Annotated in this window: 27 protein-coding genes; 18 read left to right on the top strand and 9 right to left on the bottom strand. The window is 48.5% G+C overall.

Annotated elements, in window-relative coordinates; all coding sequences use genetic code 11:
* The first annotated feature begins 118 nt into the window (after positions 1-118).
* The 3 genes from GM173_RS07395 to zigA all read left to right on the top strand — a co-directional run bounded on the left by GM173_RS07395 (position 119) and on the right by zigA (position 3044).
* Positions 119-907 (top strand): adenylate/guanylate cyclase domain-containing protein, encoded by a 789-nt coding sequence (locus tag GM173_RS07395; protein WP_203570721.1) that lies wholly within the window; start codon positions 119-121, stop codon positions 905-907.
* A gap of 112 nt (positions 908-1019) precedes the next feature.
* On the top strand, positions 1020-1679 hold the full coding sequence (locus tag GM173_RS07390; RefSeq protein ID WP_203570720.1) for a DUF502 domain-containing protein: 660 nt from the start codon (positions 1020-1022) through the stop codon (positions 1677-1679).
* A gap of 132 nt (positions 1680-1811) precedes the next feature.
* Positions 1812-3044: a zinc metallochaperone GTPase ZigA gene (zigA, locus tag GM173_RS07385; protein ID WP_203570719.1), complete on the top strand. Its 1233-nt coding sequence runs from the start codon at positions 1812-1814 to the stop codon at positions 3042-3044.
* 365 nt (positions 3045-3409) lie between these two features.
* Here the strand turns inward: zigA and GM173_RS07380 are convergent, their stop codons facing one another.
* The 5 genes from GM173_RS07380 to GM173_RS07360 form a co-directional block, all read right to left on the bottom strand.
* The gene (locus GM173_RS07380) at positions 3410-4465 is read right to left on the bottom strand and encodes a M29 family metallopeptidase (RefSeq protein WP_203570718.1); all 1056 of its coding nucleotides are present in this window, start codon (positions 4463-4465) and stop codon (positions 3410-3412) included.
* A 203-nt stretch (positions 4466-4668) separates the two neighbouring features.
* Entirely contained in the window at positions 4669-5763 is a 1095-nt protein-coding gene (locus GM173_RS07375; RefSeq protein WP_203570717.1) for a DUF4238 domain-containing protein, read from the bottom strand.
* A gap of 29 nt (positions 5764-5792) precedes the next feature.
* The gene (locus tag GM173_RS07370; RefSeq protein ID WP_203570716.1) at positions 5793-6002 is read right to left on the bottom strand and encodes a VF530 family protein; all 210 of its coding nucleotides are present in this window, start codon (positions 6000-6002) and stop codon (positions 5793-5795) included.
* 519 nt (positions 6003-6521) lie between these two features.
* Positions 6522-7667, bottom strand: coding sequence for a D-alanyl-D-alanine carboxypeptidase family protein (locus GM173_RS07365; protein ID WP_203570715.1), 1146 nt, complete (start codon positions 7665-7667; stop codon positions 6522-6524).
* A gap of 168 nt (positions 7668-7835) precedes the next feature.
* The gene (locus GM173_RS07360) at positions 7836-8687 is read right to left on the bottom strand and encodes a PhzF family phenazine biosynthesis protein (protein ID WP_203570714.1); all 852 of its coding nucleotides are present in this window, start codon (positions 8685-8687) and stop codon (positions 7836-7838) included.
* 214 nt (positions 8688-8901) lie between these two features.
* Between GM173_RS07360 and pcnB the strand changes: the two genes are divergently transcribed.
* The 4 genes from pcnB (at position 8902) to panC (ending at position 12641) form a co-directional block, all read left to right on the top strand.
* On the top strand, positions 8902-10245 hold the full coding sequence (pcnB, locus tag GM173_RS07355; RefSeq protein WP_203570713.1) for a polynucleotide adenylyltransferase PcnB: 1344 nt from the start codon (positions 8902-8904) through the stop codon (positions 10243-10245).
* Positions 10246-10247: 2 nt separating this feature from the next.
* Positions 10248-10748 carry a 2-amino-4-hydroxy-6-hydroxymethyldihydropteridine diphosphokinase gene (folK, locus tag GM173_RS07350; protein WP_203570712.1) on the top strand — a complete coding sequence of 167 codons (501 nt, stop codon included), beginning with the start codon at positions 10248-10250 and terminating at the stop codon, positions 10746-10748.
* Positions 10749-10910: 162 nt separating this feature from the next.
* Positions 10911-11705 (top strand): 3-methyl-2-oxobutanoate hydroxymethyltransferase, encoded by a 795-nt coding sequence (panB, locus tag GM173_RS07345; RefSeq protein ID WP_203570711.1) that lies wholly within the window; start codon positions 10911-10913, stop codon positions 11703-11705.
* Positions 11706-11801: 96 nt separating this feature from the next.
* Positions 11802-12641: a pantoate--beta-alanine ligase gene (panC, locus tag GM173_RS07340; protein WP_203570710.1), complete on the top strand. Its 840-nt coding sequence runs from the start codon at positions 11802-11804 to the stop codon at positions 12639-12641.
* 177 nt (positions 12642-12818) lie between these two features.
* Here panC and GM173_RS07335 read toward each other — a convergent pair whose 3' ends face one another.
* The 3 genes from GM173_RS07335 to GM173_RS07325 form a co-directional block, all read right to left on the bottom strand.
* Positions 12819-13556, bottom strand: a complete 738-nt coding sequence (locus GM173_RS07335) for a restriction endonuclease (RefSeq protein ID WP_203570709.1) — start codon at positions 13554-13556, stop codon at positions 12819-12821.
* Between the two features lie 95 nt (positions 13557-13651).
* Positions 13652-15367 (bottom strand): sensor domain-containing protein, encoded by a 1716-nt coding sequence (locus GM173_RS07330; RefSeq protein WP_203570708.1) that lies wholly within the window; start codon positions 15365-15367, stop codon positions 13652-13654.
* 119 nt (positions 15368-15486) lie between these two features.
* Positions 15487-16086: a YitT family protein gene (locus GM173_RS07325; protein ID WP_203570707.1), complete on the bottom strand. Its 600-nt coding sequence runs from the start codon at positions 16084-16086 to the stop codon at positions 15487-15489.
* Positions 16087-16299: 213 nt separating this feature from the next.
* Here GM173_RS07325 and GM173_RS16190 point away from each other — a divergent pair, with 213 nt between their 5' ends.
* The 4 genes from GM173_RS16190 (at position 16300) to GM173_RS07305 (ending at position 19044) form a co-directional block, all read left to right on the top strand.
* Positions 16300-17121: a flagellin N-terminal helical domain-containing protein gene (locus tag GM173_RS16190; RefSeq protein WP_203570706.1), complete on the top strand. Its 822-nt coding sequence runs from the start codon at positions 16300-16302 to the stop codon at positions 17119-17121.
* 166 nt (positions 17122-17287) lie between these two features.
* Positions 17288-17839 carry a DUF1415 domain-containing protein gene (locus tag GM173_RS07315; protein WP_203570705.1) on the top strand — a complete coding sequence of 184 codons (552 nt, stop codon included), beginning with the start codon at positions 17288-17290 and terminating at the stop codon, positions 17837-17839.
* Positions 17839-18519: a peptidoglycan DD-metalloendopeptidase family protein gene (locus GM173_RS07310; RefSeq protein WP_203570704.1), complete on the top strand. Its 681-nt coding sequence runs from the start codon at positions 17839-17841 to the stop codon at positions 18517-18519. The genes GM173_RS07315 and GM173_RS07310 overlap by 1 nt, the downstream gene beginning before the upstream one ends.
* 39 nt (positions 18520-18558) lie before the next feature.
* The gene (locus GM173_RS07305; protein WP_203570703.1) at positions 18559-19044 is read left to right on the top strand and encodes a dihydrofolate reductase; all 486 of its coding nucleotides are present in this window, start codon (positions 18559-18561) and stop codon (positions 19042-19044) included.
* A 95-nt stretch (positions 19045-19139) separates the two neighbouring features.
* On the opposite strand, the gene ppa is transcribed toward GM173_RS07305, so the two are convergent.
* Positions 19140-19670 (bottom strand): inorganic diphosphatase, encoded by a 531-nt coding sequence (gene ppa, locus GM173_RS07300; RefSeq protein WP_203570702.1) that lies wholly within the window; start codon positions 19668-19670, stop codon positions 19140-19142.
* A 174-nt stretch (positions 19671-19844) separates the two neighbouring features.
* Between ppa and GM173_RS07295 the strand changes: the two genes are divergently transcribed.
* The 7 genes from GM173_RS07295 (at position 19845) to flgE (ending at position 26584) form a co-directional block, all read left to right on the top strand.
* Positions 19845-22565 (top strand): bifunctional acetate--CoA ligase family protein/GNAT family N-acetyltransferase, encoded by a 2721-nt coding sequence (locus GM173_RS07295; protein ID WP_203570701.1) that lies wholly within the window; start codon positions 19845-19847, stop codon positions 22563-22565.
* A gap of 1 nt (position 22566) precedes the next feature.
* Positions 22567-22971 carry a DUF4332 domain-containing protein gene (locus GM173_RS07290; protein WP_203570700.1) on the top strand — a complete coding sequence of 135 codons (405 nt, stop codon included), beginning with the start codon at positions 22567-22569 and terminating at the stop codon, positions 22969-22971.
* 356 nt (positions 22972-23327) lie between these two features.
* Positions 23328-23546 (top strand): hypothetical protein, encoded by a 219-nt coding sequence (locus tag GM173_RS07285; RefSeq protein WP_203570699.1) that lies wholly within the window; start codon positions 23328-23330, stop codon positions 23544-23546.
* 177 nt (positions 23547-23723) lie between these two features.
* Positions 23724-24128 carry a flagellar basal body rod protein FlgB gene (flgB, locus tag GM173_RS07280; RefSeq protein ID WP_203570698.1) on the top strand — a complete coding sequence of 135 codons (405 nt, stop codon included), beginning with the start codon at positions 23724-23726 and terminating at the stop codon, positions 24126-24128.
* 11 nt (positions 24129-24139) lie between these two features.
* Positions 24140-24553 carry a flagellar basal body rod protein FlgC gene (gene flgC / locus GM173_RS07275; RefSeq protein WP_203570697.1) on the top strand — a complete coding sequence of 138 codons (414 nt, stop codon included), beginning with the start codon at positions 24140-24142 and terminating at the stop codon, positions 24551-24553.
* Between the two features lie 11 nt (positions 24554-24564).
* Entirely contained in the window at positions 24565-25251 is a 687-nt protein-coding gene (locus tag GM173_RS07270) for a flagellar hook assembly protein FlgD (protein ID WP_203570696.1), read from the top strand.
* A gap of 16 nt (positions 25252-25267) precedes the next feature.
* The gene (gene flgE, locus GM173_RS07265) at positions 25268-26584 is read left to right on the top strand and encodes a flagellar hook protein FlgE (RefSeq protein WP_203570695.1); all 1317 of its coding nucleotides are present in this window, start codon (positions 25268-25270) and stop codon (positions 26582-26584) included.
* Positions 26585-26590: the final 6 nt, after the last annotated feature.

Below are 26590 nucleotides of genomic sequence, written 5' to 3'. Positions count from 1 at the left end.
AGCAGACGCCGTTCCACCACCGTGTTATGAAAAAACGCAATACACGGTGAGCAAGCTTTGCGCCGTCTAATACTGTAAGATAAGCATTTGCCGATTCGTTTCATTACTGCGCCCAACCATGCCAACGTATAAACCTCGTAGCGCCGATTATGTGCGTACTATCATTGATGGCCATCGTCGCAAGTTATTGAGCTATCCGGCGTTTGATCGCTTTAATGCATCGATGCTGGGGCTAGGAAATTTAACGCTGGAATCGAAGCCAACCGATGCGATTGCGGCGGTGTTTGATTTGGAAGGCTTTAGCCAATTTTGTAATCAAATTGATCCACACTTGTCGGTGCCGAGCTTTTTGCATCCGTTTTTAAGCTGGCTGATGGATGAGTTGCGCAATCAGATGAAGCAAAAAGACGAAGAAGAGGGCGTGGCGTTGTGGTGCCCCTTGCCGTTTTTTACCAAGTTTTTGGGCGATGGATTGCTGGTGATTTGGTCGAGCAAAGACTTGTCACAGGCGGCGATGCGCAATGTGATTGCCAGTACGTGGAGCATTTGTAAAAAGTATCAAACTGACTTTTTGCCATCGCTTAAATCGCGGGTGGTCGAGCCACCAACGCGTTTGCGCGTAGGGTTGGCGCGCGGCACGGTGTATTCGGTGGGCGAGGGCAATGATTATGTTGGCTCGTGTATCAATATGGCGGCGCGGATGCAAAAGCTGCCGGGTATTAGTTTTGCCTTTAATCGGCGTGGTTTTGATTTGGAAGACAGCCGCACCACGCCATTTTTTACCGACCGGATTATCACTCGCGCGGTGGCGGTGCGCGGGATTGGCGATGGTGAGCTGGTGTGTATTTTGCGCAGCGAATTTGAGAAAATGAAGTCGGTGGATAAAAAGCTTTACCGTGAGGTGTAATGCTTCATGACTGATATGTATTGTGCTGTAAGTTTTTATTTATAAAGCTTTGATAGATATACCTAAGAAGGAATTTGGAGTTTGCATGATAAAACGTAGTATAAGAAGTGTCATGACCACGTGGTTTGCCGGCTTGTTGGCACTGCTGCCGTTGATTTTGACCGTGTCATTACTCGGTTGGGTGGTCAATATTCTGGATAAATTCTTGGGGCCAAGCAGCTTTGCTGGGCAGTTGTTTGCGATGCTAGGTCAGCCGATGGTGAATAACCCGATTTTGGGTTATCTGCTGGGCTGGGCGATTGTAGTGGGCGCAATTTATCCGCTGGGGATTGTGGTGCAGTCGCGCCTCAAAGGGCCAATCACCGCCTTGCTCGATAAAACCGTGCGCCGGATTCCGGTGATTGGCAGCTTATATAATGTGGCTGATCGTTTTGTCAGTTTGCTCGACCAAAAACAAGACGCCGATATCGGCGCGATGAGCCCGGTGTGGTGTTTGTTTGGCGGCGATGGTGTGGCGGTGTTGGCACTGATGCCGAACCCAGAAATCATGGATATCGAAGGCCGCGAATATCAAGCCGTGCTAGTGCCGACTGCGCCAGTGCCGATTGGTGGTGGCTTGCTCTACATTCCGAAGGAGTGGATTCGCCCGGCCAATATTGGCGTTGATAAACTCACTAGCGTGTATATGTCGATGGGTATTACCCCGCCGCCACCACTAAAAAAGGCTTTGCAAGCAACACCCCTGATTTACCCTGATCCGAAGCAACTATAAATCCTTGCATCAAAATGAGCCACCTCAAACGAGGTGGTTTTTTTTGCCTGTTTGATTTACCGACTTTATGCAACATAGTTGCGCAACCAAGTTGCAAAAAGGTATGCTTTACTTTTTTGAAGGAGAGGCAAAATGGCAAAGCGCTTACCCGTTACGGTGTTGTCAGGATTTTTGGGCGCTGGCAAAACCACCTTGATGAATCACGTGCTGAAAAATCGCGCCGGCTTGCGCGTTGCGGTGATTGTGAACGATTTGTCGGATGTGAATATCGATGGTGAATTGATTCATCAAGGCGGCTTTGCGCGCGGTGAAGAAAAGCTGATTGAGATGAGCAATGGCTGTATTTGCTGCACTTTGCGCGAAGATTTGCTGCTCGAAGTGGCGCGCCTTGCAAAAGAAGACCGCTTTGATTACCTATTGATCGAATCCACCGGCATCGCCGAGCCACCCCCCGTTGCTGAGACATTTACCTTCCGCGACGAAGCGGGGCAGTCGCTCTCGGACATCGCGCAACTCGATACGATGGTGACGGTGGTCGATGCGTTTAATTTCTTGCACGATTATTCAACGGGCGAATTACTGGCCGAACGCGGTGAGACCGCAGGTGAGGGCGATGACCGTACCGTGGTTGATTTGTTGACCGAGCAAGTCGAATTTTGCGATGTGCTAGTGATTAGCAAGCCTGATTTGGTGTCGCCTGACCAATTGGCTGAATTACAAAGCATTCTTGCCGCGCTCAATCCGCGCGCGGTGCAGATTGTCGCGGAAAATGGCGAGGTGCCACTGAATGCTATTTTAGGAACGGGGCGTTTTGATTTCGAAGAGGCAGCCAATGCGCCGGGCTGGTTGGCTGAGTTGCGCGGTGAGCATATCCCAGAAACCGAAGAATACGGCATCAGCAGCTTTGTCTGGCAGGCGCGTGCGCCGCTGCATCCAGAGCGCTTCTGGAACTTGATTCACAGCGAATGGCAAGGGGTGTTGCGCTCGAAAGGCTTTTTCTGGCTGGCCAGCCGCCCAAGTTTTGCCGGAAGTTGGTCGCAAGCGGGCGGCGCCTGCCGTCACGGCGCGGGAGGCTACTGGTGGGCCAGCGTACCGAAAGCGCACTGGCCGACTGACGACGAGCAAATCGATAGCATCATGGATCGTTGGGACGACGACTTTGGCGACCGCAAGCAAGAATTGGTGTTTATCGGCATCGATATGGATGAAGCGCTACTGCGTGAACGCTTAAACCAATGTTTGCTCACCGAAGCTGAATTGGCCTTGGGCACCGATGCATGGCTGAAAATGAACGACCCATTTCCGCACTGGGGTACTGCGGCGGATGAAGAAGACGAAGCGGCGGTGTGTGCTGTATCGGCCTAGTATTTAAATCAATATGGGTATTGTTATATAAGCATTGTCTTTGAATGTATAGATGGCAATACCCTTTGCTATATGTCGATGTTCAGACTATGGATTGATGGTTTTATGTGCCTGCGGTATGGTGTCGCTTAGCCGCTGGCGGCTTAGCAAAGCCCACACCCTCAGGGTGCACGGTGTTTTACAGTCGCCATCCGCGACGGGGACTTACTTTTCTTGTTTCGCCAAGAAAAGTAAGCAAAAGAAGGCGCCCCATATATCTGCACCGACTTCGTCGGTTTGATATGAGGGGTTTTACAACCTTTAGCTCAACGAGCGCGATACAGCATCAATATCAAGTCTGAACTTTGCTTACAGATTAAAGGCCGCTAAATCACCCAAGCCCCATCGCGGTAAACGATGTCGTCGTCAAACTGCACCGACTCGGTAATCGCAAACACATCAATATGATATTTGCCTTCACCACGTTTGATATTCGGTTTGGCGTAAATGCCGTGTTTCATGCCCAGCGATAAATGAATCCCGCACATGCGCTCGTAAGTACCAATATCGCTGACGGTGCGATCAAAACTAAACGCGCGGTTGAGCCCTAAGCCCAGTTCCCGCACCCACACCACACCGCCTTCATCAGCACGGATCATCGCTAGCATGGCGTCAAACTCGGGCGTTGAATCGATCACGTCAACCACTTGGCTGGCTTCAACGACCAAGGTAATCGGCAAGGCAGGGCGGTTGACGCGAAAACGCGTATCGCCAAATACAAAGATGCGAATCCGGCCATTCACCGCCGCAAAATCCTGCGTCTCGGTAAACACTTCGCCGAGCGGAAATTGCCCCCCGATATTATTCATCTGGCTGTAATCGCCAATATTGAGCTTGGCCGATTCAAACGGCGCCGCAAAGTGCAGCACATTGCCGTCGCCACTATCAACGAGGCCACGGCTGGCGCTGTCGATTTTGGCTTTCAGCGTATGACCGACGCCGCGATAGTAGGCCGCATCGTAGGCCAGCGAATCAACATAAATCGGCACTTCATCACCGACCATGCGCCCCAAATGCGGATGCTCAATCACTTTCAAGCCACGCTTGAATAGCTCAACGCGGATGCGGAAGGCTTCAAGCCGGAAATTGGTCGATTGCACCAACACGACCAAATCTTTCGCCGCCAGTGGCGCAAACGCCGCCAATACTTGCTCTGGCGTGCTGGCGTCAAAATCAATAAACAGCGCGTTGGGCAAGGCCAGCCGATACGCCGCCGCCAACGTCGCCGCCAATTCACAGCGCGTATCAAACACCACCACCGCCTGCTGCTCACCATCGATGTGTTCAAACGCAATCGTCAACACATCATGCAAATGCGCTTGCGCCAGCGTGATCAGGGCTGGATTGGTGGGCGTTTCTAAGGTAGAGCAGGGTGATGACATGGTGATGACTCGATGACGGATTGGGTGCTAGTTTAAGCGAAATGGGTGGGCTTGGTTTTGTGGTGAAGCAAGCAAAATATGTTTTTATGCGTACTCTTTGCCGCTAAGTCCAAGTTTTTATTTTGTAGGTTGGTGCTGAGCTAGCGAAGCCCAACATTCGCGGTAAACGTTGGGCTGCATTTTATTTAGCCCAACCTGCGGAATTACGGTTCAAGGATGTAACGAAGATCGTATCTTCGTTCGTTTTTCTTGAGTGAGTTATAGTATTCTAAGCTCGATTTAATTGCTTCCAAATCACAATATCCAAAATAATGTTCAGCGGTATTAAACATGGCGGTGTTAAGAGAGATAACATCACTCTTTGATAGTTGTTTTATTCCGTATTCATACCCTACAGGTTTTCCGTTTTGCAGCTTCACCTTTGGCGGTTCAACAATATCGGAACTTCCAAAACCAATTAACTCACTTACAGTCATTCCATTGAGCGGCAGCAAACCAGAAAAACCTGACTTATTATCGAAGAATTTATAAAATACACTAAATGACACAATGGCCATTTTTTTTGCCACAGGAAAAAGCATATAGTCATACGGAGTAAGCATCTGCGACATCTGAAGCAAGAAAGGGTTTCCACTTTTTAATGCGTAATTCAGTGTATACATACACTTATCAAACTTCCCACCTAGACCGAAAGCAATATTTGTTGCTTTATAAGAAAATCCGGCATCAGGAACAATCAAATCTTCCTTGCACCTATCTGTACTAACGATTGCAATGTAGGAGTGAAGAATATTCTTTATATTCGCCCAAAGCTTTACTTCACCATAACAATCACTATTACTTGCATTTTCTAGTGCTTCATCGGTATCAATATCTAGATGTGTAAATATTTCTTCAGCATTTACACAAGCTAGCACTTTATTAATGTTAGTGTAAAAACTTTTAGAATAACTTTTTACAATGTTAGGGTGGGCTCCCACACTTTCCATTCCTTCGGTTACGTTGAATCTTATTGCAGTAACAATAAGATATTTCTTAAGAATAAAAAGTTCCTGTCTCGAAAGAGAAACTTTATAGCGCTCTTTTAAAATTTTATTATTCAAAAGATTAGAAAACTGTGACTCAATTTTGTAACACAATTCTTTTTCTATTTCGTCTGGGTAATATCCTTTTTCGGAAAAAGTAGACTTGATGTTTCTATTTTCTACTTTACTTTTATCTAAGTCACAGTACTGAATTTTCTCTTCATTAGCAAAATGGCGTAAAATCAACCTCGGTACATAATGGCAATTTATCAAAATTCATCCTTATTTAGTAAGCTGGCTTTTCACCGCCGCATCCTCGCATCCAATTCCTCAACCTGCGCCCGTGCCCATGGGGTGCGGCGCAGGAAAGTCAGGCTGGATTTGATTGATGGATTATTCGAAAAACACTTAATCGGAATCCGCCGTGCCAGTTCTTCCCAGCCGAAATAATCAACTAAATCGATCAGCATGCGTTCTAATGTAATGCCGTGTTGCGGGTCTGAGTTATACATCGTGTGGCCTTGCGAATAATTTGGGGTATTTTAAACCGCGTGCGTGGGGTATGGCTCAAAATAAATACTGCAATAAAAAGGTGGTGGTCAGATTTTGTGTTGATGCTATGCCGCGGTGGTTGAGCTGCGCGAAATCCCTTGCATCAAGCCGAGCGAGGAACAAGCGGCAAGGGGGTTTCGGCGGGCTCTGTTTTGTTAAAGCCCGACGCCTTGCCGATTGTCCGCAGCGAGGGCATCCCGCGTAGCGGGACGCAGATGCAGGGCGGCTTTCTTTGGCCTACCTTTCTTGGCCGTTCAAGAAAGGTAGGTGCCGCGCGGCATTAGCGCGACTATGGTGAGTAGAAAATTGAAGTTTCTATTTTTAGTAAAACGACTTTTTTTCAGCACTCAACTCAAAGTATGAATTAGATCTATTGGGTATATCGATCTAGCTATTTTTAATCAATGGCTAAAATGAAATACCCACAAAAAAGCCCAACAACGTTGGGCTTTTAAAAACTCGTTCGGAAAACTCAGAGATTAACCAAAAATCCCTTTCCACCACAGACGAATCGTATCCCACGCCCGGCCAAAAATATTGGCTTCTTCGACTGCCGCTATCGCCACCACAGGGCGTTCCGACAGCATTTTGCCATCGAGCATGATTTTGAGCGTGCCGACTTGTTGGCCTTCTTTAATCGGCGCAATCAACGGTTGCTGGCTAGTCAGTTCAATTTTGATCTTCGCTGCGTCGCCTTTCGGTACGGTAATGAACTGATCAGTCATGAAGCCTACGCCCACCGTATCGGCTTTGCCTTTCCAGACTGGCACGGTTTGCACGGCTTGTTTGGCGGTGTAAAGACGCGGTGTTTCATAAAATTGCGCGCCCCAGTTCAGTAATTTAGATGATTCAGTCGCGCGAACTTCAGGGCTGGTCGTACCAACGACAACGGAAATCAGGCGGCGATCATCGCGTTTGCTTGAGGCCACCAAGTTGTAGCCTGCGCTTTCGGTGTGGCCGGTTTTCATGCCATCGACAAACGGGTCACGATAGAGCAAGAGATTGCGGTTGGGTTGGCTGATGTTGTTGTACTTGAATTCTTTGATCGAGTAGATGTGATAGAACTCAGGAAAATCAGTAATGATGGCGCTGGCTAAACGCGATAAATCGCTGGTGGTGACGTGCAATTTTGGGTCGGGTAGGCCGGTGCTGTTGGTAAAGAATGAATCATGCAAGCCAAGGCGTTTGGCTTCTTTGTTCATCAATTGCGCGAACACTTCTTCTGAGCCCGCAATCGCTTCGGCGAGCGTGACGCAAGCGTCGTTACCGCTTTGCACGATCATGCCCTTGATCAGATCATCGACCGAGGCGGGGACTTTCGGATCGAGGTACATCCGTGAGCCTTCGGTTTTCCAGCCTTTTTCCGACACCGTCAACATTTGATCGAGCTTGAGTTTGCCTTCTTTGACCGCTTTAAACGTGAGGTAAGCAGTCATCAATTTGGTCAGTGAAGCAGGCTCGACCTTCATATCCGGATCGCGCGCGGCGAGCACTTGGCCGCTTTGCTTATCGTATAAATAATACGATTTGGCGGCGATTTCTGGCACCGGCGGCACAAAAGCGTGGGCGATACTGCTGCTAAAGAGCGCGGCAATCAAACTGGCGGTAATGGCAATGCGTGGCATGGGGGTCAGCTATGAAAAGGGTGAACAAAAGTGTGGGCAATTATACGGGCAAACCCAAGCTACTGACGGCCATCTTGCGGTTTTGTTCCGCGAAATCAGAGTGAATGTTTCGGCTTGACAGCAAAAAGCCCCGTAACGAGGCTTGCAGGATTTCGGGGATTGAGTTGGCTATGTTTCGAGCTTAAATTCGCCTTGACCAATTGCTATCACTTTACCCCCTACCTGTATTTGCTTGTCTGCTTTGATTAACAAGTTCAATCGAGCAATACGTCCAATACCATGCCCTTGCTCCATGCAAATTTGCAACGGTAATGGGGCGTTTTCGGCGAGCAGCCAGCCGCCTAGATTGGCGCAGGCTGAGCCAGTGCCGAAGTCTTCGGCGGCTTGGCCGTTTTGTGACCAGAAATAGCGCGCAATAATGGTTTCGCTGCCGTCGTCGTTGCGCTGGCGCGCCCACACTAAAGCGCCGGAACGTCCTTCAAGATTAGTGGCTACTTGCTCAAATAGCGCTAAGTTGAGATTGCATTGCGCGACGCTTGCGGCATTGTCGAGCGGTACTATCAGTTGTTCGCTGCCGCAATTAACAAAGCGCGGCGTGCCGCTGATTTGTTCTGCTTGAATGTTGAGCGCGGCGGCAAGTTGCGCGAGCGCAGGGCCATCGCGATAGGTGGGCGCGTTGGCGGTGAGCGTGATTTGCTCACCATCGCAGGCGACCGGAATGATGCCGGCTTTCATTTTGAGTCGCAGTGCGGGTCTACCGTTGGCGAGCACATATGCGGTGCCGAGGGTCGGGTGGCCGGCAAATGGCATTTCATACGAAGGTGTAAAAATTCGCACATGCGCATCGGCGTCATCGCAGGGGCTGACAAACGTGATCTCGGATAAATTCATTTGCTGGCCAAGCGCGGCCATTTCGGTTTCGCTAATGGCGCTGGCATCGGTGAATACAGCGAGCGGATTACCGGAAAAAAGTGCTTCCGTCGCAAAAACATTGACTAGTTGATAATGAACTCGTTTCATTGATTTATCCTTGGGTATTGCTAGCAATGCTTTTTCAATATTGATATACCAGCATATACGTCTGATGTGCTGGCGTTAAAACCGATGGAGGGTAGCTCAGGGGCTGATTTGTAGTCGCTTAAGTCGGTAAATCATCCCCTGCATGCGCGACTCAGCTTGTATAATACTGGGCTTGGCCGCTTTGGCAAAATCAATAGCAACAGCAAAAACACCCATGATTCGTAAATTTATTGGCAAGGTGCTGCGGCGCCCAGGCAAACGTGTGATTCACGCCAAGCACTACGGCATTCGCCGTGATCAACTGCATTCGGGGGCGTTGAAAGTCTGTGATCGGCTGCAAGCGGCGGGTTACGAGGCCTATATTGTGGGTGGTGCGGTGCGTGATTTACTGCTCGGCAAAGATCCCAAGGACTTTGATGTGGCCACCAGCGCTACGCCAGAGCAAGTACGGCATATTTTTCATCGTTCACGCATTATTGGCCGCCGCTTCCGTATTGTGCACGTGCCATTTTATGATCGCGCGGGCGAAGAAATTATTGAAGTGACTACGTTCCGTGGTAGCGCCGAATCGCCTACCGATGCCTCAGGCCGCATTATCCGCGACAACGTTTACGGTACGATTAGCGAGGACGCTGATCGCCGCGATTTCACTGTCAATGCGCTGTATTACGATCCGAATTCTGAAGAAATTATCGATTTTCATCACGGTATCGAAGATCTCGAAAAACAGCAGCTGGTGATGATTGGTGATCCCGTCAAACGCTATCACGAAGATCCAGTTCGTATGCTGCGCGCAGCGCGTTTGTCGGCCAAACTCGATTTAGCAATTGCACCCGACACCAAAAATCCAATTCGTGAACATGCGGTCTTGCTGGAAAACATTCCGACAGCACGTTTGTTTGATGAAATGATGAAGCTATTGCTGTCTGGCAAAGCTTGGCTGTGTGTGCAAACTTTGCGTGAATTGAGTTTGCATAAGCCGCTGTTTCCGCTGCTTGACAAGTTGTTATCCAAGCCTGATACGGCTAAATTTTTGCAAAAAGCTTTAGAAAATACTGATCAGCGTTTGGCGGAAGACAAGCCTGTTTCGGCTGGTTTTTTATTCGCGGCCTTGCTGTGGCATGAAGTCGAGCAAAACTGGCATAAACGTATCGCTGCTGGCGAAGTGAAAACGCCTGCGCTGATCGAAGCGATGAATGAGGTGGAAAGCAAAGTGTGCAAGCGCTTGGCGATTCCAAATCGCTACGGTGCCGCGATGAAAGAAATCTGGGCGATGCAACCACGCTTTGAACAGCGGGTTGGTTTGCGCCCATTCCGCCTGTTTGAGCAACCACGGTTCCGTGCGGCTTATGATTTCCTGTTGTTGCGCGCTGAATGTGGCTTGGTTGAACAAGAGCTGGCCGATTGGTGGACGAAATTCCAACTCAGTGAAAGCACCGAGCGGATGGAAATGATTGAATTGGCCGCTAAAAATGGCTTGGCGGGCGATGTGCCAGCGAAACGGCGTAAACGTAGTCGTCATCGCAAGCCAGCGTCAGCCAAGCAGTCCGAGGTTTAATTTTGACTCGTATTTATGTGGCTTTAGGCGCCAATTTGGGTGATCCAGTGGCGCAGTTACAGGCGGCATTACGCCATTTGGCGGCGTGGCCGACGATGACACTGTTGCAAACTTCGTCGTTTTACGCCAGCGCGCCAGTGGGTTATACCGATCAGCCGGATTTTGTGAATGCGGTGTGTGAGTTGGAAACCGAACTCAGCGCTGTGGACGTTTTGGCCGCGCTGCTGGCGATTGAAGCGGAAAATGGTCGAGAAAGAAATTTCAAAAATTCACCGCGCACTTTAGATTTGGATTTGATCTTGTACGGCAACGAGCAAATTGATTTAGCTGATTTAACCGTGCCGCATCCTCGCATGCATCAACGTGCGTTTGTGTTGCAACCGCTACTAGAAATTGCACCGCAGGCGCAGATTCCCGGATTGGGGGCCGCGCAAGACTATTTGGCGGCCGTCGCAGCGCAAACATTGACGCGAATCCCCGAGAAATCCCTTACTTCTGCGTAAAGTTGTCGAATTCCGGCCCGCTTTCCGTTAGGATTTGCTTTCTTGCTCTGCAGATGAGGCTGACCGATTGCCTAGCTGCGTTTTGCCTCCATTTGCAATGGTGGGCGACCTTTTTTCCAGCTGCACCAAGAGTGCAGATCTGCTAACCATGGATACCGAACCATGAAGACGACGTTAAATACCCTCTTAAAAATGAAGCAAGATGGCCAGAAAATTGCCATGTTGACCTGTTACGACGCGAGCTTTGCGCATTTGCTGGATGAAGCGGGCGTGGATATCTTTTTGATTGGTGACTCGCTGGGTAATGTGATTCAAGGTCATACTTCGACCTTGCCGGTGACGATGGACGATATGATTTATCACACCGCCGCAGTGGCACGTGGTACGCAAAAAGCCTTGGTCTTGGCCGATTTGCCGTTTGCCAGCTATCAAGCGTCACATGCGCAAGCTTACGAAAACGCCGCCAAATTGATGGCGGCAGGCGCAGAAATGGTGAAGATCGAAGGCGGCGCGGTGATGGTCGACACGGTGGATTTCTTGGTTCAGCGCGGTATTCCAGTTTGCGCGCATATCGGCCTGCAACCGCAATCGGTGCATTTATACGGCGGCTATAAGGTACAAGGCAAAACCGAGACTGAAGCTGATATTTTGAAGCGCGATGCGCTGGCGCTGCAAGCGGCAGGTGCGAGTATGGTGCTGATGGAAATGGTGCCGGCGAGTGTCGCTAAAGCCATTACCGAATCATTGACGGTGCCGACAATTGGGATTGGCGCAGGCCTTGATGTTGATGGTCAAGTGCTGGTGCTGTACGACATGCTTGGCGTGTATCCGGGCAAAAAGGCACGCTTTGTGAAAAACTTTATGAGCGGCAGCGTTCACAGTATTCAAGGTGCAGTTGAAGCCTATGTGAAAGCAGTAAAAGGCTTAACTTTCCCGACTCAAGAGCATTCGTTTTAATCCGGTGAGGCGTGAGGTGTTAGGCGGGAGGGGTAAAACCTGAGTGCCGAATCAACTGATCGCTTCACACCTTACCCCTTACTCCTTACAGATAATATGAAAATCATCCATACCATTGCAGAACTTCGCGCTTGGCGTAAAACTGTCGGCACGGTGGCATTTGTGCCGACGATGGGTAGTTTGCACGCGGGGCATATGTCGCTGATCCATGCTGCAAAAGCCTCAGCGGAACATACTGTAGTAAGTATCTTCGTTAATCGCTTGCAATTCGGCCAAGGTGAAGACTTTGATCGCTATCCGCGTACGCTGGAAAATGATGCCGCACTGATTGCTGAGCAAGGCGGTGTGGATGTGATTTTCGCGCCGGATGAAAAAGAGCTGTATCCGAATGTGATTCAGCAGTATCAAGTGACGCCACCGGCGATTGCCGAAGAGCTGTGCGGCGCGTTCCGCCCTGGGCATTTCCGTGGTGTGGCGACGGTGGTCACTAAGCTATTTAATATCGTTGAGCCTGATATTGCCTGTTTTGGGCGCAAGGACTATCAACAGTTATTTGTGATTCAGAGTATGGTGAGCGATTTGAATATGAATATTCAAATTCTACCAGTCGACACTGGGCGCGCCGATGATGGTTTGGCTTTGTCATCGCGCAATGCGTTTTTAACCGCCGATCAACGCATTGAGGCGCCGCGTTTATATCATCATTTATCACGGATGAAAGCCGCGATTGAAGCGGGTGAACGGGATTATTCCAAACTTGCGATTCAAACGGTGACTGATTTACGCGTGCGGGGCTGGATTGACATTGATTACGTCGATACACGCAACGCCGAAACGCTTAAACCCGCGGCAAGTACCGATAAAAATTTAGTGATTCTGATTGCCGCCCGAATCGGCACAACACGCTTGATTGATAATATTGAAGTTCATCTTTGATTGAGCCGCTAAGCCCCGTGGCGAGTCCAAACACTTGCCTCGGGGGCCGTTCAGATTAGGTATTAATGAGGTTTCAGTGCCTGCGGCACAGAATAGCGCCTTTCTCCGCGCAGCTTGTGACAATTTGCTGTTATGAAAATCGTGCTAGCGCGGCGGGAAACCAAGTCTCAACTAAACCTAGTTTTGGATCATCTTCAGCAAGCTTTGTTTGCGTCGTTCAGACAGATTTTCAATTTTTGCGAGTAAGGCGTATTCATTGCGCAATTGTATATTGTGGCTTGCAGCAAAGTTGCGGACTTCCTCACCAAATTTCCCCCGATGAATATAAACGCCGGCATGTGCGCGCTCGTGTACCAGCACGCCTAAAAATTGGCGTAGCGCCTTCATTTCAACGACTTGATCGTTACTGCAATGAATGACTTTACTCACGATATCATTTTGCCAAATCAAAATATTCAAACCCGTTGATGCGCCTAATTTGTGCGTAGTGTGGGGGATGCCTTTTACTTCGTAATACGCTAGGCACAGTTGGGTAAATTGCTCTGGACTGAGTTGCTGCATAAATTCAATCGACCAGGTGGGCGGCAACAGAAATTGGCTAATCGCAGCAAGACTGAATCTTTTTCGTCCCTCAGTCGGGATTTTGGATAGCAGCTCAGAATTCGCGCTCAAGCTAGCGGGTGATCGAAAAATAGGGCTGCAGTAGGGGTGTAGGCCAAATAGCGCGATAATGCCAATACAGCCCAAAATCAGCCACTGAATATAGGGGATTAATATGCAGAGATATTTATCGTCGCCTAACCAGAAAGGAAGTGAGAAATAGCTCAGCACAAGCAGTAGCAGCAGCGTGCCAAGCACGAAGGAGTGGCGAATGTGGGGTTGAAAATCAAAGCGAGCTGGCACAGTTTCATTCAAGGCAAATTTTGAACTGGCATCTTAGTACAGTGAATGATTATTTTCTACAAAGTATTGTTTTTTGTAAGTTTTTGCTTGGTATTCTGTGATTTTGCTTACTTTGTTTTGGGTTTTAAGTGCTGAGCCGCGATTTGACTCTCTAGCGGGCGACTAAACCAATAACCTTGCGCATAAAGTACACCTTGTTGAGCGAGCCATTGAGCTTCTTCCTGTGTTTCGACCCCTTCGGCAATCACATCGAGTGCCAAAGCATCGGCTAAATCCAGTAAGGCACGACATACACGTTGGTGGGCGGCATCATTGCCGATGTTTTTGATCAGGCTGCGGTCAAATTTGAGCTTGGAGAGCGCCAGTTGTGAAATCGTCGAAAGATTGGAATAACCGGTGCCAAAATCATCCATAAAGATGGGAATCTCGGCCTCGGTGAGCTGGTGCACACTATCGAGCGCTTGTTCGTGCATCAGTGTTGATTCGGTTAGCTCTAATGCGATTTGACTCCGTAAATAGGCGGGGAGTGCATCCAGTCGTGCAATCACGGTTTGTGCAAACAAAGGCTGTGCCAATTGTAGCGCAGAAACATTCACTGAAATGGGCACCAGTGCCAAACCTGCTTCGTGCCATGCTTTGATTTGCCAGATGGCACAATCGAGTGCCCATTCGCCGATGCGACAAATAATGCCCGTTTGCTCGGCAAATGGGATGAAGTCATTGGGGGCAATTTCGCCGCGCTCGGGATGACGCCAGCGAAGCAAAGCTTCAAAACCAATGAGTTCGGCTTTATCCAGTGCCACTTGTGGCTGATAAACCAGCCGGAACTGCCCTTCTTGCAGCGCACGGCGTAAGTCGCGTTCTAATTCCAGTTGTCGCACCGCTTGCGTTGCCATATGGGACTCAAAGCGGCGTATGTGGCCACGGCCTAGCTCTTTGCCTTCATATAAGGCAACGTCGGCGTGCTTGAGTAGTTGCTCGGCGGTATGTCCATCGTTGGGGAAATCCACTTGACCCGCGGTAAAGCCTTGCTCGAAATACAGTCCTTCAATGGTGACGGGGATTTTAATTTGCTGGCTCAGTGCATCATTGATGCTTTCGGCATGGCGTAGATCATCCAGTAATACGAATTCGTCCCCTCCCAATCGGAATACTTCCGCGCCAATTTTGCTCAAGCTCTCGGCGACCTGTGCCAGTGCTTGATCACCAGCGCGGTGGCCTAGGGCGTCGTTAATGCGTTTGAAATGATCTAAGTCGATTAGCCAAACGCAAAACGGAATTGCACTGTCGATGCGTTCTTTGATTTTGATCGCTAAATAGCTGCGATTACCTAGCTTGGTCAATGGGTCGTGATGCGCCAGCCAAGAGAGGCGTTCTTCGGCGGCCTTACGCATGCTGATATCGCGAGCAATACCTGCTGTGCCAATAATGACGTTATGTTCATAGACTGGCACTTTGATCAACTCCATCCAGCGTGTGCCATCGCGAATGTGCTCAAAGTTTCGCTCAAACTGCAGTGCTTGTGCTTCATTCATGACACGGCGATCGTCGGCTTGGTAGCTGGCGGCCAAGTCGGGGGGCGATAAGGCAAAATCGTCTTTGCCAATGAGCCATTGTGGGTCTTTGATATTCCAGATGTCGCGAAATGCTTGGTTAACGATGACAAAACGGCTTTGTTTGTCTTTGACCCAAGCTAAATCAGGTATGCTATCCAGTAAGGACTGATACTGCTGTAGGCTACGCCGAGCGCGTAGCAGCTGGAGTGCAAGCAGCACTGATAGTAATAATAAAATGCCTGCGCAGACAGACAAAACAATCAGCATGTAACGATGCCTTTTTTGTTGGCGAGTTTAGTGTTAACGAATCGATGACACGGCATTTATTGGTTTGAGTGGAGTTTAGCAGCTTCATCATAGACTAAGGCGAATCTCTGTTGCTAGGCTTACATCCCCATATATCGCCCAGTTTTATGGTTGGTCGCAATCACCATATTTAAGATGAAGGCGCTGAATATTGAAATCGCTAATTGTTGCCAGCTGACAATCAACATCCCCACCGCCAAAATAGCCAAATCCACAATCAGCTGCACATGACCAGCGCGCCAGCCTTTGGTTTTTTGCAAATACAATGCCAAAACGGTGACACCACCCAAGCTGGCCTTGTGGCGGATCAGCATCAGAATGCCAACGCCAGCGAGCAAACCGCCCATCAGTCCCGCAAAAATGGGATTGACGTCTTGTAAGCGAATCAGTTGCGGCATCCACTCGGTAATGATGGCTAGACTAGCCACGCAGGCAAAGGTTTTCAGCGTGAATTCCTTGCCCATTACTCGATAGGCAAATACATAAAAGGGCAGGTTGAGCACGAATAAAATGAGCCCATACGGTAGCTGACCAAGATAAAAAACAACAAATGCCAAACCAGTCGCGCCGCCAGTTAATAAATTGGCATGTTTGAAAAATTGCAAGCCTAGTGCGACTAAAATCACGCCACTGAGCATGCCTTGTAAATCGTCGAGTAAGGTGTGAGGGGGATGCGGCATTACATCTCGTTATAAAGTCATTCAATTGCTGCGCAGCATAGCGATTTTTTATGGACTTGGCTGTAAAGAAATACCTTATTGACCTGTGGTTTTATCGTTCTTAATGATTGATTCTATGGCGTATTTTTGCTTCCGTTAGTCAACTATCGATTGGGTTTTGCCGGCAATTGGCGTATTCTGTTTTGAGCTGCAATCACTTTGGCGGGGTTTATCATGATGATCAATCCAAACAACAATTTCGCCGCGCTAATTACACAAAACAATACTTCTCGGGCACAGAATGCTCAGGAAGCGAGTTTGCAAAAATTATCCAGCGGTGCGCGGATTAATAGTGCGAAAGACGATGCCGCCGGAGCGGCCATCATTCAGCAGTTTGCCGCGCAAATTGCAGGTAGTAATCAAGCGGTGCGTAATTTGAGCGACGGTATCTCTTTGGCGCAAACGACTGAAGGAGCCTTAAGTTCGATTGCGGAAAATACCGAACGCTTACGTGAATTAACGGTCGCTGCTGGCAATAGCGCGCTATCGGCCAGTGATCGGCAAGCCTTGCAAGCTGAGGCGGACGCTTTGTCACAAAGTAACGATGATATTGTTAGAAACACCCAGTTTAATGGGCAAGCGGTGCTGCAAGGCGGGCAGTTCAACTTTCAAGCGGGTGCCAATGCGGGCGATCAGTTGAGCTTGAGCAATGCTCAACTGGGTGGGACATCGGGCTTAAATAGTGTCGCTGGCCGTGTTGATTTATCCAGTCCAGCCGCTGCGACTGCGAGTTTGCAAGCATTGGATGCCGATATCGATATGATTTCTGGGCAACGCGCTAATTTGGGCGCTTTCCAAAGTCGATTAGAAAATGGCGTTCAAAATTTACAAACGACAGCGATTAATACTTCGGCGGCAAAAAGCCGAGTTGCCGATACCGATTACGCCGCTGAAACCGCGCGATTGGCGCAGGAAAACATTCGCACTAATGCGGGTTTAGCAATGCAAGTGCAAGCCAGAGCGAATGCTGGTCAGGTATTAAGTTTGCTGAGATAGTGGGTATCTGGATATGGCTTAGTATTTTTATTGCTTGTGCTAATATACCTCAAGGCGTCGATCGTGAGATCGACGCTTTTTATTTTCTAATTGATGGGTGGTGATTGTTAACAAGCCAAAATCAGCGTGGGCAGGTAAAATTGTCAAATCTTGTCAAGGAAGCACTATGGATCACGACCACATCATCAAAACCACCCAGCATTGGTTAGAAAACGCCGTTATTGGCTTAAATTTGTGCCCGTTTGCGAAAGCGGTATTCGTTAAAAACCAGATTCGTTATGTGGTCAGTAATGCCAAGCATTTAGATGGTTTTTTGGATGATCTTGATCGCGAGCTTGATTTTCTGGCGCAAACGCCTGCAGCGGAAGTCGATACCACCTTGTTAATTCATCCAACACTGTTTCCTGACTTTGAGATCTTTAATGATGTGCAGGCGCTCGCCGATGAGATTGTGGCTGAGCATGAATTAGAAGGTATTTTGCAGGTGGCTAGTTTCCATCCCGAGTTCCAATTTGACGATACCGAGCTCGACGACATCAGCAATTACACTAATCGCGCGCCATTTCCGATTTTGCATTTGCTGCGTGAGGACAGTATCGCCAAGGCGGTTGAAGCGTTTCCGAATCCAGATGTGATTTATGAACGCAATATCGAGACCTTGCAAAAACTCGGTTTGGCGGGTTGGATGGCTTTAGGTTTGCAGGGTAGTCAAAAATAATGCGCTGGTCGATTGTGGTTGTTAGTTTGTTATTGGCCGCATGTGGCAGTACGCCCGCGCCAATTACAACGGGGCCGACACCTACGGGTTTTTATCGGGTGAAAGCGGGTGATACTCTGTACCGGATTGCCAAAAATAATGGGCAAAGCGTCAGTGATTTGGTGCGCTGGAATAATTTAGCCAAAGCGGAAGACATCGATGTGGGGCAGCTTTTACGAGTGACGTCACCCGATGGGGTGAGCACTAAAGCGACACCGAAAGCCACAGCGCGACCTAATGCACCCGTCGTGAATAATGATTCGACCCCTGTGAGCGCGATTAGTTTGGTGTGGCCAGCGCAAGGCAAATTGCTTTATTCTTACGCGCCTCCGCGGGTCAAAGGCATTGGCATTGGCGGTGCGGCTGGCGATTCGATTGTCGCCGCGGCGGACGGCAAAGTGTTGTATGCGGGCGACGGTATTCGTGGTTATGGATTATTGCTGATTATTCAACACAGCAATGGTTATATCACCGCGTACGCGCACAATCAAAAGCTACTGGTGAAAGAAGGTGCGCAAGTTAAACAAAGCCAAGCAGTCGCAACGATGGGGCAAACGGGGACTGACGAAGTAAAATTGCATTTTGAAGTGCGCTTTAAAGGCCAAACGATCAATCCAGCTTCTGTCCTACCCAAAAAATAAGCTCCCAAAATCCGCAATCGCAAATCCAAAGGAATCAGTATGCAAGTGGCGATTATTTCTGCAGTTGGCAAAAACCGTGTGATCGGGATCAATAATCAGCTGCCATGGCGCTTGCCAGAAGACCTTAAGCATTTCAAAGCGCTGACGATGGGCTGCCCGATGATTATGGGGCGCAAAACGTTTGAATCATTGCCCGGCTTGTTGCCGGGGCGTCCGCATTGGGTGATTACCCGTAATGCAGATTATCAGGCAGCAGGTGCAACGCCATTTGCTTCAATCGACGCGGCGATTGCGGCGGCCAAATCTGGCGGATGTGAACAAGTATTTGTCATTGGTGGTGGCGAGATTTATCAGCAAAGCTTGGCGCTCGCGGATACTTTGTATTTGACTGAAGTGAGCTTGAACCCCGCGGGCGATGCGTTTTTCCCTGAGTTTGATTTATTGCATTGGCAGGAAGTAAGTCGTGAGTCGAATATTTCAGCCAATGGCATTGAATATGCGTTTGTGACTTATCAAAAAGTCTAGGTATTGAGTCCTAGGCTTTTTATATAAATATCTTGCTGGTAATACCCATTAAAAAAGCCGATCAATTGATCGGCTTTTTATCGCTTAGCCCGCAATTAAGCTTTTTGTGCGCGCTCAAAGCTAGTCATGATTTCAGCTTCGGCAGCAGCTTTATCGCCCCAGCCTGTCACTTTAACCCATTTGCCTTTTTCTAGATCTTTGTAGTGCTCGAAGTAGTGTTTTACTTGAGCCAAGAGCAATTCTGGAATGTCTTCCAGTTTTTCGATGTGTGCAAACATTGCGCACACTTTTGGTACTGGCACCGCAATGACTTTGGCATCTTGGCCTGATTCGTCTTCCATGCCCAATACGCCCACGGCGCGGCATTTGATGACCATGCCAGGAGCTAATGGGAATGGGGTGTAAACCAAAACATCAACCGGATCACCATCTAATGACAAAGTGTGTGGCACAAAACCGTAGTTCATTGGGTACGACATTGAGGTACCCACGAAGCGGTCAACGATGATCGCGCCTGATTCTTTATCGAATTCGTATTTTACTGGCGGTGCGTTGGCTGGGATTTCGATGATGACGTTAAAGTCTTCTGGCAGGTTTTTACCTGCTGGGATCTTGCTGATGTCCATGGTGCACAATCCTGAGTAGGGGAAATAAACCCGAGGATTATAGCTTTCCCTTGGGTCACTTGATAGTTCGGCGACATGAAAATTTAGGGAAAGCACAAATATTGCACCGCAATATCTGTCTGCCATAATGAAACACACGGTACAATTTAGTGTCCTTGATAAAGGTTAGACACCATGAAAGCTCATTACCTTGCCCCATTATTTGACCCTCGCTCAATCGCGGTGATTGGCGCATCAGAAACGGTTGGCTCTGTAGGCTGTTCGGTGATGCAAAATTTGATCGAGGGCGGTTTTACTGGCGCGTTACACGCCGTCAATTTACGGCATTCAACGGTGTTTGGATTGCCTGCCGTTAAGACAGTGAGCAAAATTACGACGCCAATTGATTTGGCGATTTTGACTACTCCGAGCAAAACATTACTTAAATTAGTCGAAGCCTGTGGTCAGCAAGGTATCCGCCATATCATCATTATGTCGTGTGACTTTGTCGGCAATGATAAAGCGGGGCAAAAGCTGCTCGACAAAATTTTGCGGCTTGCCAAGTCATTAAATATTCGCATTATGGGCCCGACGGTTTTTGGCTACTGCCGCGCGCCGAGCAAATTACTCGCCGCCAATTTCAAAGGCAAAATTAAAAGTGGCAGCTTGGCGGTGGTGTCACAATCTTCGTCGGTGACAACGGCGATTTTAGATTGGGCCGAGCTGCATGATGTGGGTTTCTCATCGGTGGTTTCACTCGGTTCGGCATCGGATATTGATGTCGGCGATGTACTCGATTACTTGGTGGCCGACCCCAAGACCAAGGCTATTTTGCTTTATATCGAAGACTTAAAAGATGCTGGTTTATTTATGTCGGCGCTGCGTGCTGCATCGCGTTCGAAAGCCGTTTTAGCCTTGAAAGTGGGTCGCTATGACGATGACGTCAAGCTCGGTCGCACCCATTCTGAGCGTTTAATTAAGCACGACGATGTCTTTGATGTGGCATTGAAACGTGCGGGTGTGTTGCGACTGCGTTCGATTAATCAATTGTTTACTGCCGTTCGCGTGCTCGACGGTACTTATCGTACCAAAGGTCGTCGTTTGGCGATTTTGACCAATGGTATTGGCGCAGGTTTGATGGCAGTGGATCGCGCTCGCGATTTACATATCGAATTACCAAAGTTGACGCCAGAAACGATGGCACAATTAAAAACGATTTTGCCGGTACAAAGCAGCTTACAAAATCCAGTTGATGTATTGGGCGACGCCAACGCCGAGCGTTTCAAACTAGCGACTGAGCTGGTGTTGAAAGATCCCAATATCGATGGTGTGTTAGTCGTATTTACACCACAAGTTGGCACTGATGACATGGCGACCGCCGAAGCGATGATTGCACTACGTAAAACATCGGATAAACCGCTGTTGTTAGCTTGGGTTGGCGGCAAAAAAATTGACGCTAGCCGCAAAATGCTGGCCAAAGCACAAACGGCGTTTTTTAATGCACCAGAAAGCGCGGTGGAAGTGTTTTATTCGCTGGCGAGCTGGCAATACAATCAGCAGTTGTTAGTGCAAACGCCGAGTCCCTTGGGAGAAATGGAAGCGCCTGATCTCGAAACCGCGCAGATGATTATTAGCTCGGTTTTAGCGAGTGGGCGTGAAGTATTGGATGAAGTGGAGTCGAAGGCGATTTTGCGTGCGTTCAATATTCCTGTGACCTTAACGATCCGCGCGCAAAGCGCCGATGATGCGGTATCAGCGGCGATGGGTTTGGGTTTGCCGGTCGCGCTGAAAATCGATGCCAAAGGGATTGTGCACAAAACCGATATCGATGGCGTGATGCTCAATCTCACTAGTTTGGTTCAGGTCGCTACTGAGTCGAGCAAAATGTTAGCGCGCGCGAAAGAGCAGCTGGGGGCTGAAAATGTGCGTGGTTTGGTCATTCAGCCGATGCACGGCAAAAAATCAGGTCGTGAGCTGATGATTGGGGTTGGTCGCGATCATTCCTTCGGGCCTGTGATTACCTTTGGTCATGGTGGGGTAACTGTAGAGGTATTTAATGATATCGCAGTATCTTTGCCGCCTCTGAATGAATACCTTGCAGAAAACTTGATTCGTCGTACTCGTGTAAAAAAAATGCTTGCGCCATTTAGGAATTTACCCGGCGTTGATATGGCGGCGATTAAATCGGTGCTGTTGCGGGTATCAGAAATGGTCTGCGAATTTCCGCAAATTCAACAGCTTGATATTAATCCCTTAGTCGCTGATGAACACGGCGTGGTCGCAGTCGATGCACGAATTGTGGTTGCGCCGATTCCGGAAAATGCGCGCCGCTATAGCCATATGGCGATTCACCCTTATCCAGCGCATTTGGCGCAAATTACGCAGTTGAAAAACGGCTTGCCGATGGTTTTGCGCCCGATTCGGCCGGAGGATGCCGATTTGATTGCGCTCTTCATTAGTAAATTATCTGATGAAAGTCGTTATAACCGCTTCATGAGTACGCTGAAATCCTTGCCGCAAGCGATGCTGGCGCGCTTTACGCAGTTGGATTACACCCGCGAAATGGCCATTGTTGCCACCGTAGAGACCAGTGCCGGAACCGAAATTATTGGTGTGGCTCGGTTTACCGCCAATCCAGATCGCGATAGTTGCGAGTTTGCCGTAGTGATTAGCGATCAATGGCAAGGCTTGGGCTTGGGCGGTCGCTTGATGGGCGCGCTGTTTGTTGCCGCCCGCGATATGGGTTTGTCGGTGATTGAAGGGGAAGTGTTGACCAGCAATAAGACGATGCTGACATTTATGAAACATTTGGGCTTTACAATTGGTAAGCATCCAGAAGATGATAGTTTAAAGTGGGTGGTGAAGCCGCTCACTGAACTCGAGCAAGACTCAAAGACGAACGTGGAGAATCAATAGCATGACGGCAATTATCGATATCGAAGGTGTTGGTGAAACCTACGCGGCAAAACTGAAAGAAGCCGGTATTTCAACGGTGGAAGCCTTGCTGACCGCGGGTAATACACCAAAAGGTCGTGAAGCTTTGGCAACGCAGACAGGCATTGCGGGTAAATTAATTTTGAAATGGGTTAATCACGCTGACTTATTTCGTATTCATGGTGTAGCAGGGCAGTTTGCTGAATTGCTTGAAGCTGCTGGTGTTGATACGGTGGCTGAACTGGCACGCCGTAATGCACAGAATTTGCAAGAGGCGCTAGCAAGCACCAACGAAGCCAAAAAACTCGCTGGTAGCACGCCAAGCTTGGCGCAAGTAGAAAAATGGATTGCTGAAGCTAAAGATTTGCCGCGTGGTGTTGAGTATTGATTTTTGCAGGTTTGGCATTGTGCGCCGCACGATGCCAAATTTATTTTGCTATGTAAATCAAAAATTTAAATTTTAGGCTTCTATTTTTTGTTGACATTAAGTGTTGACTTTGATCTTTGCTTGCCGTATATTCGCGGCACTGATTTGATTGAGCACATTTACGCAATCCACAGTTTGTGACGATTGCCCTGTGTTTTAGTAGTTCTCCCCAGCAAGCCTCCTCAGCTTTTCTGCAAAGTTCATCCTGAACGTGGTGCTCTTCTATTTGGTGCTTTACCGTCCGGCTTTTGGGCGGGTTTGGCTGTGCGACCGAAAAATAACAAAGTTCGCAAGGCCACTTAGTTTGGAGTCCATAGATGACTAATCGTATGTTTGATTTTGATGTAGAAGCTCGTCCGTCCGCTCGTTCAACCGAGATGGAAGGCTGGTTTCAAATTGTAATTTGCCATGGCAACGCCCGTAAACCAGTTACGGATTGGCAGCCCGCTTCTTCAGCGCAGCGTGGTACGGTCCATGCGGTTTTGCAAAGCGCCGCAGCGATTGCGAAACAGCAAATTCAATTGCAATTTCATTGATTTGAAGTGATCTGCCTTGTGTTGTATTGGCATATTGATTTCGTATTCTTTTCTCGGCAACTCTTGCCGTTGTGATATTTAAATCATCAAAAAAACTGCTTAAAAGCCAAGCTTAGCTTGGCTTTTTTTATTGGCACACTTCCTGCTTGTGTTAAGTCACCAACTTGGAGTTTGTCTATGCTAGGCCGTCTCGACGATTATTTTCGCAACCAAGAAACCGCCCTTAAATTGCGCGGTCATCGCCAAGAAATCTTAGGTTCCAATATTGCGAATGCCGATACGCCCAATTACAAAGCGCGCGATATTGACTTTAAAGCTGCGTTTGAAGCGGCTCGAACAGGTGGTGCGACGAAGCCTTTGCAAGCAACACATGCTCGCCATTTGCAGCCAGCGGGTGTAGTCGATTTGTTTGCGCCGGCTTTGAAGTACCGTAACGAGCAACAGCCCTCCGTTGACGGTAATACCGTCGATATGAATACCGAAATGAAAGAATTTACCGATAACGCGATTCGCTATCAGGCCGCAGTCACCTTTATGACACGACGGATTGAGAGTATGAAAACCGCGTTGACGGGCCAATAAGGAAAACGCTGATGTCATTGTTTCGTGTGTTTGATGTGGCCGCTTCGGCAATGAATGCGCAGTCGGCGCGTTTGAATGTGGTGGCGAGTAATTTAGCGAATGCTGAGTCGGTGACTAGTTCTAATGGTCAACCGTATCGGGCTAAACAGGTTGTATTTCAAGCTGCTCCAGTTAATACCCACTCTAGCTCTGCGGTTGGGGTTAAAGTAGCTGGCGTCATTGAAGATCAAGCGCCCCCGCGTTTGGTCTATGACCCGAAGAGCCCGTTTGCTGATGCCAATGGTTACATAGCAATGCCAAACGTCAGTGTGGTCGAAGAAATGACCAATATGATTTCAGCGTCGCGTGGTTATCAAACGAATGTGGATGTTATGAACACCGCCAAAACATTACTGATGCGTACGCTGAGCATTGGTCAGGCTTAAGGAGTTTTATCATGGCAACGATCGGTAGTAATTTTGATTACACCTCACTGAATACCAAAAAGACAGTGACTCGAACCGAAGCTGAAAAGCAGCAAGATACCTTTATGAAATTGCTAGTGAAGCAATTGCAAACGCAAGATCCGATGAATCCAATGGACAATGCGCAAACCACTAGTCAGATGGCGCAAATCAATACTGTTACTGGAATTGGTAAGCTCAACGAGACGATGAATCAAATGCAATCCTTGTATGCCGGCACGCAAGTGATGCAGGCGGCAGGTTTGATCGGCAAAGAAGTCCTCACCCCCGGCAAAGGCTTCCATTTTGACGGTAGCAATAAAGCAGATTTGCGGGTTGTCATCCCGGAAGGTGCGAGTGAAGTAACGCTGAGCGTATTTGATAAAGATGGCGTTGAGGTTGCAAAACTGCCGGTGAATAGTTCTGCCACAGGCTTGGCGCAACTAGAATGGGACGGCAAAAAAGCCGATGGCAGTGTGTTTGCTGCGGGTGATTACACCGTTGCTGCAAAAGGTAAAAAAGATGGCAAGGAAATTGCTTTAGAAACGGTAACTTGGCAGGTAGCCAAATCAGTTGAATTTGGTAGTAGTGGCGTTGGGGTATATTTGGCCAACGGCGGTAAAACAGGTTTTGGTGATGTGATTCAAATTCGCTCCGCCAGCGCTAGTACGAACGCATAACGATTAGGGGAATATCATGGGTTTTCAACAAGGCTTGAGTGGCTTAAATGTCTCAGCGAAAAGTCTCGATGTGATCGGGAATAACGTCGCTAATGCCAATACAGTCGGCTTTAAAGGTTCTCGTGGAGAATTCTCCGATATTTATGCAAGCACGTTTGGAGCGTCGAGCAATATTGCGGGGATTGGTGCCAAGACAATGACCATCGCTCAGCAGTTTGGCCAAGGTAACACGACCTCAACCAATAGTCCTTTGGATATTGCGATCACTGGGAATGGTTTTTTTAGAATGCAGGACCCGACTGGCTCAATTAGCTATGCGCGAAATGGTCAGTTTCAGTTAGATAAAAATGGTTTTATTGTCAATAACGGCCAGTTTTTGACTGGTTGGCCTGTGAATCAAGGTACAGGCTTAGTGTTGGCGGGTTCAACACCGCAACCGATTCAACTTCAATTTTCAAACATTGGCGCCCGACCAACAGGCGGTTCTGGTGTAACTGGTGCGGGTTTGAATTTGGGTTTGAATTTGAATGCCAATGACAAAGTAATTCCCGCAACAACGGTGTTTTCTTCAACGGATCCAACTACTTATAACTATTCTACTTCAGCTACGGTGTATGACTCTTTGGGTGGTACGCATACGCAAACGTTCTACTTTCGTCGAGACGTTCCGCCTGCGGTACCCACCGTACCTCCGACCAGCACTTGGACGGTTCGCTATGCATTAGATGGTAAAGATGTGAATGCCGATGGGACTTTAGGACCACAAGTACCTGCGGCGACGCCATTGTCAACGGGATTAACTTTTGACGCCAATGGCCGTCCGATTGGTTTGCCAGTGGGGGGCTCAACCTTTAACGTGACCGCTGCTGCTTTGAATAACGGTTCAAATGGTCTGAATTTTCAAATGTTCTTTGATAAATCCACTCAATTTGGTAGCCCTTTTTCGGTGAACTCTCTGACCCAAGATGGTTATACCGACGGTATTTTGACTGGGATTTCTGTGGGCAAAGACGGTATGGTGCAAGGTCGCTATTCGAATGGGCAAACAAGAAACGTCGCACAAGTAGTGTTGTCTTCGTTTACTAATGTGCAGGGCTTGCAGCCTTTGGGGGATAACCGCTGGGCTGAATCTTCTGCCTCAGGTCAGCCGCTCACTAATGCGCCTGGTTCGGGTAGTACAGGGGCATTGCAATCGGCTGCAGTGGAAGATTCAAATATTGATTTGACGAGCGAATTAGTTAATTTGATTACCGCGCAGCGAAATTACCAAGCCAACTCACAAACGATCAAGGCGCAAGATACGATTTTGCAAACCATCGTTAACTTACGCTAATTAGGT

Origin of the sequence: Deefgea chitinilytica, from assembly GCF_016881405.1 — a bacterium.
Taxonomy (GTDB): Bacteria; Pseudomonadota; Gammaproteobacteria; order Burkholderiales; family Chitinibacteraceae; genus Deefgea; species Deefgea chitinilytica.
This window is presented reverse-complemented; position numbering and strand designations above follow the sequence as displayed.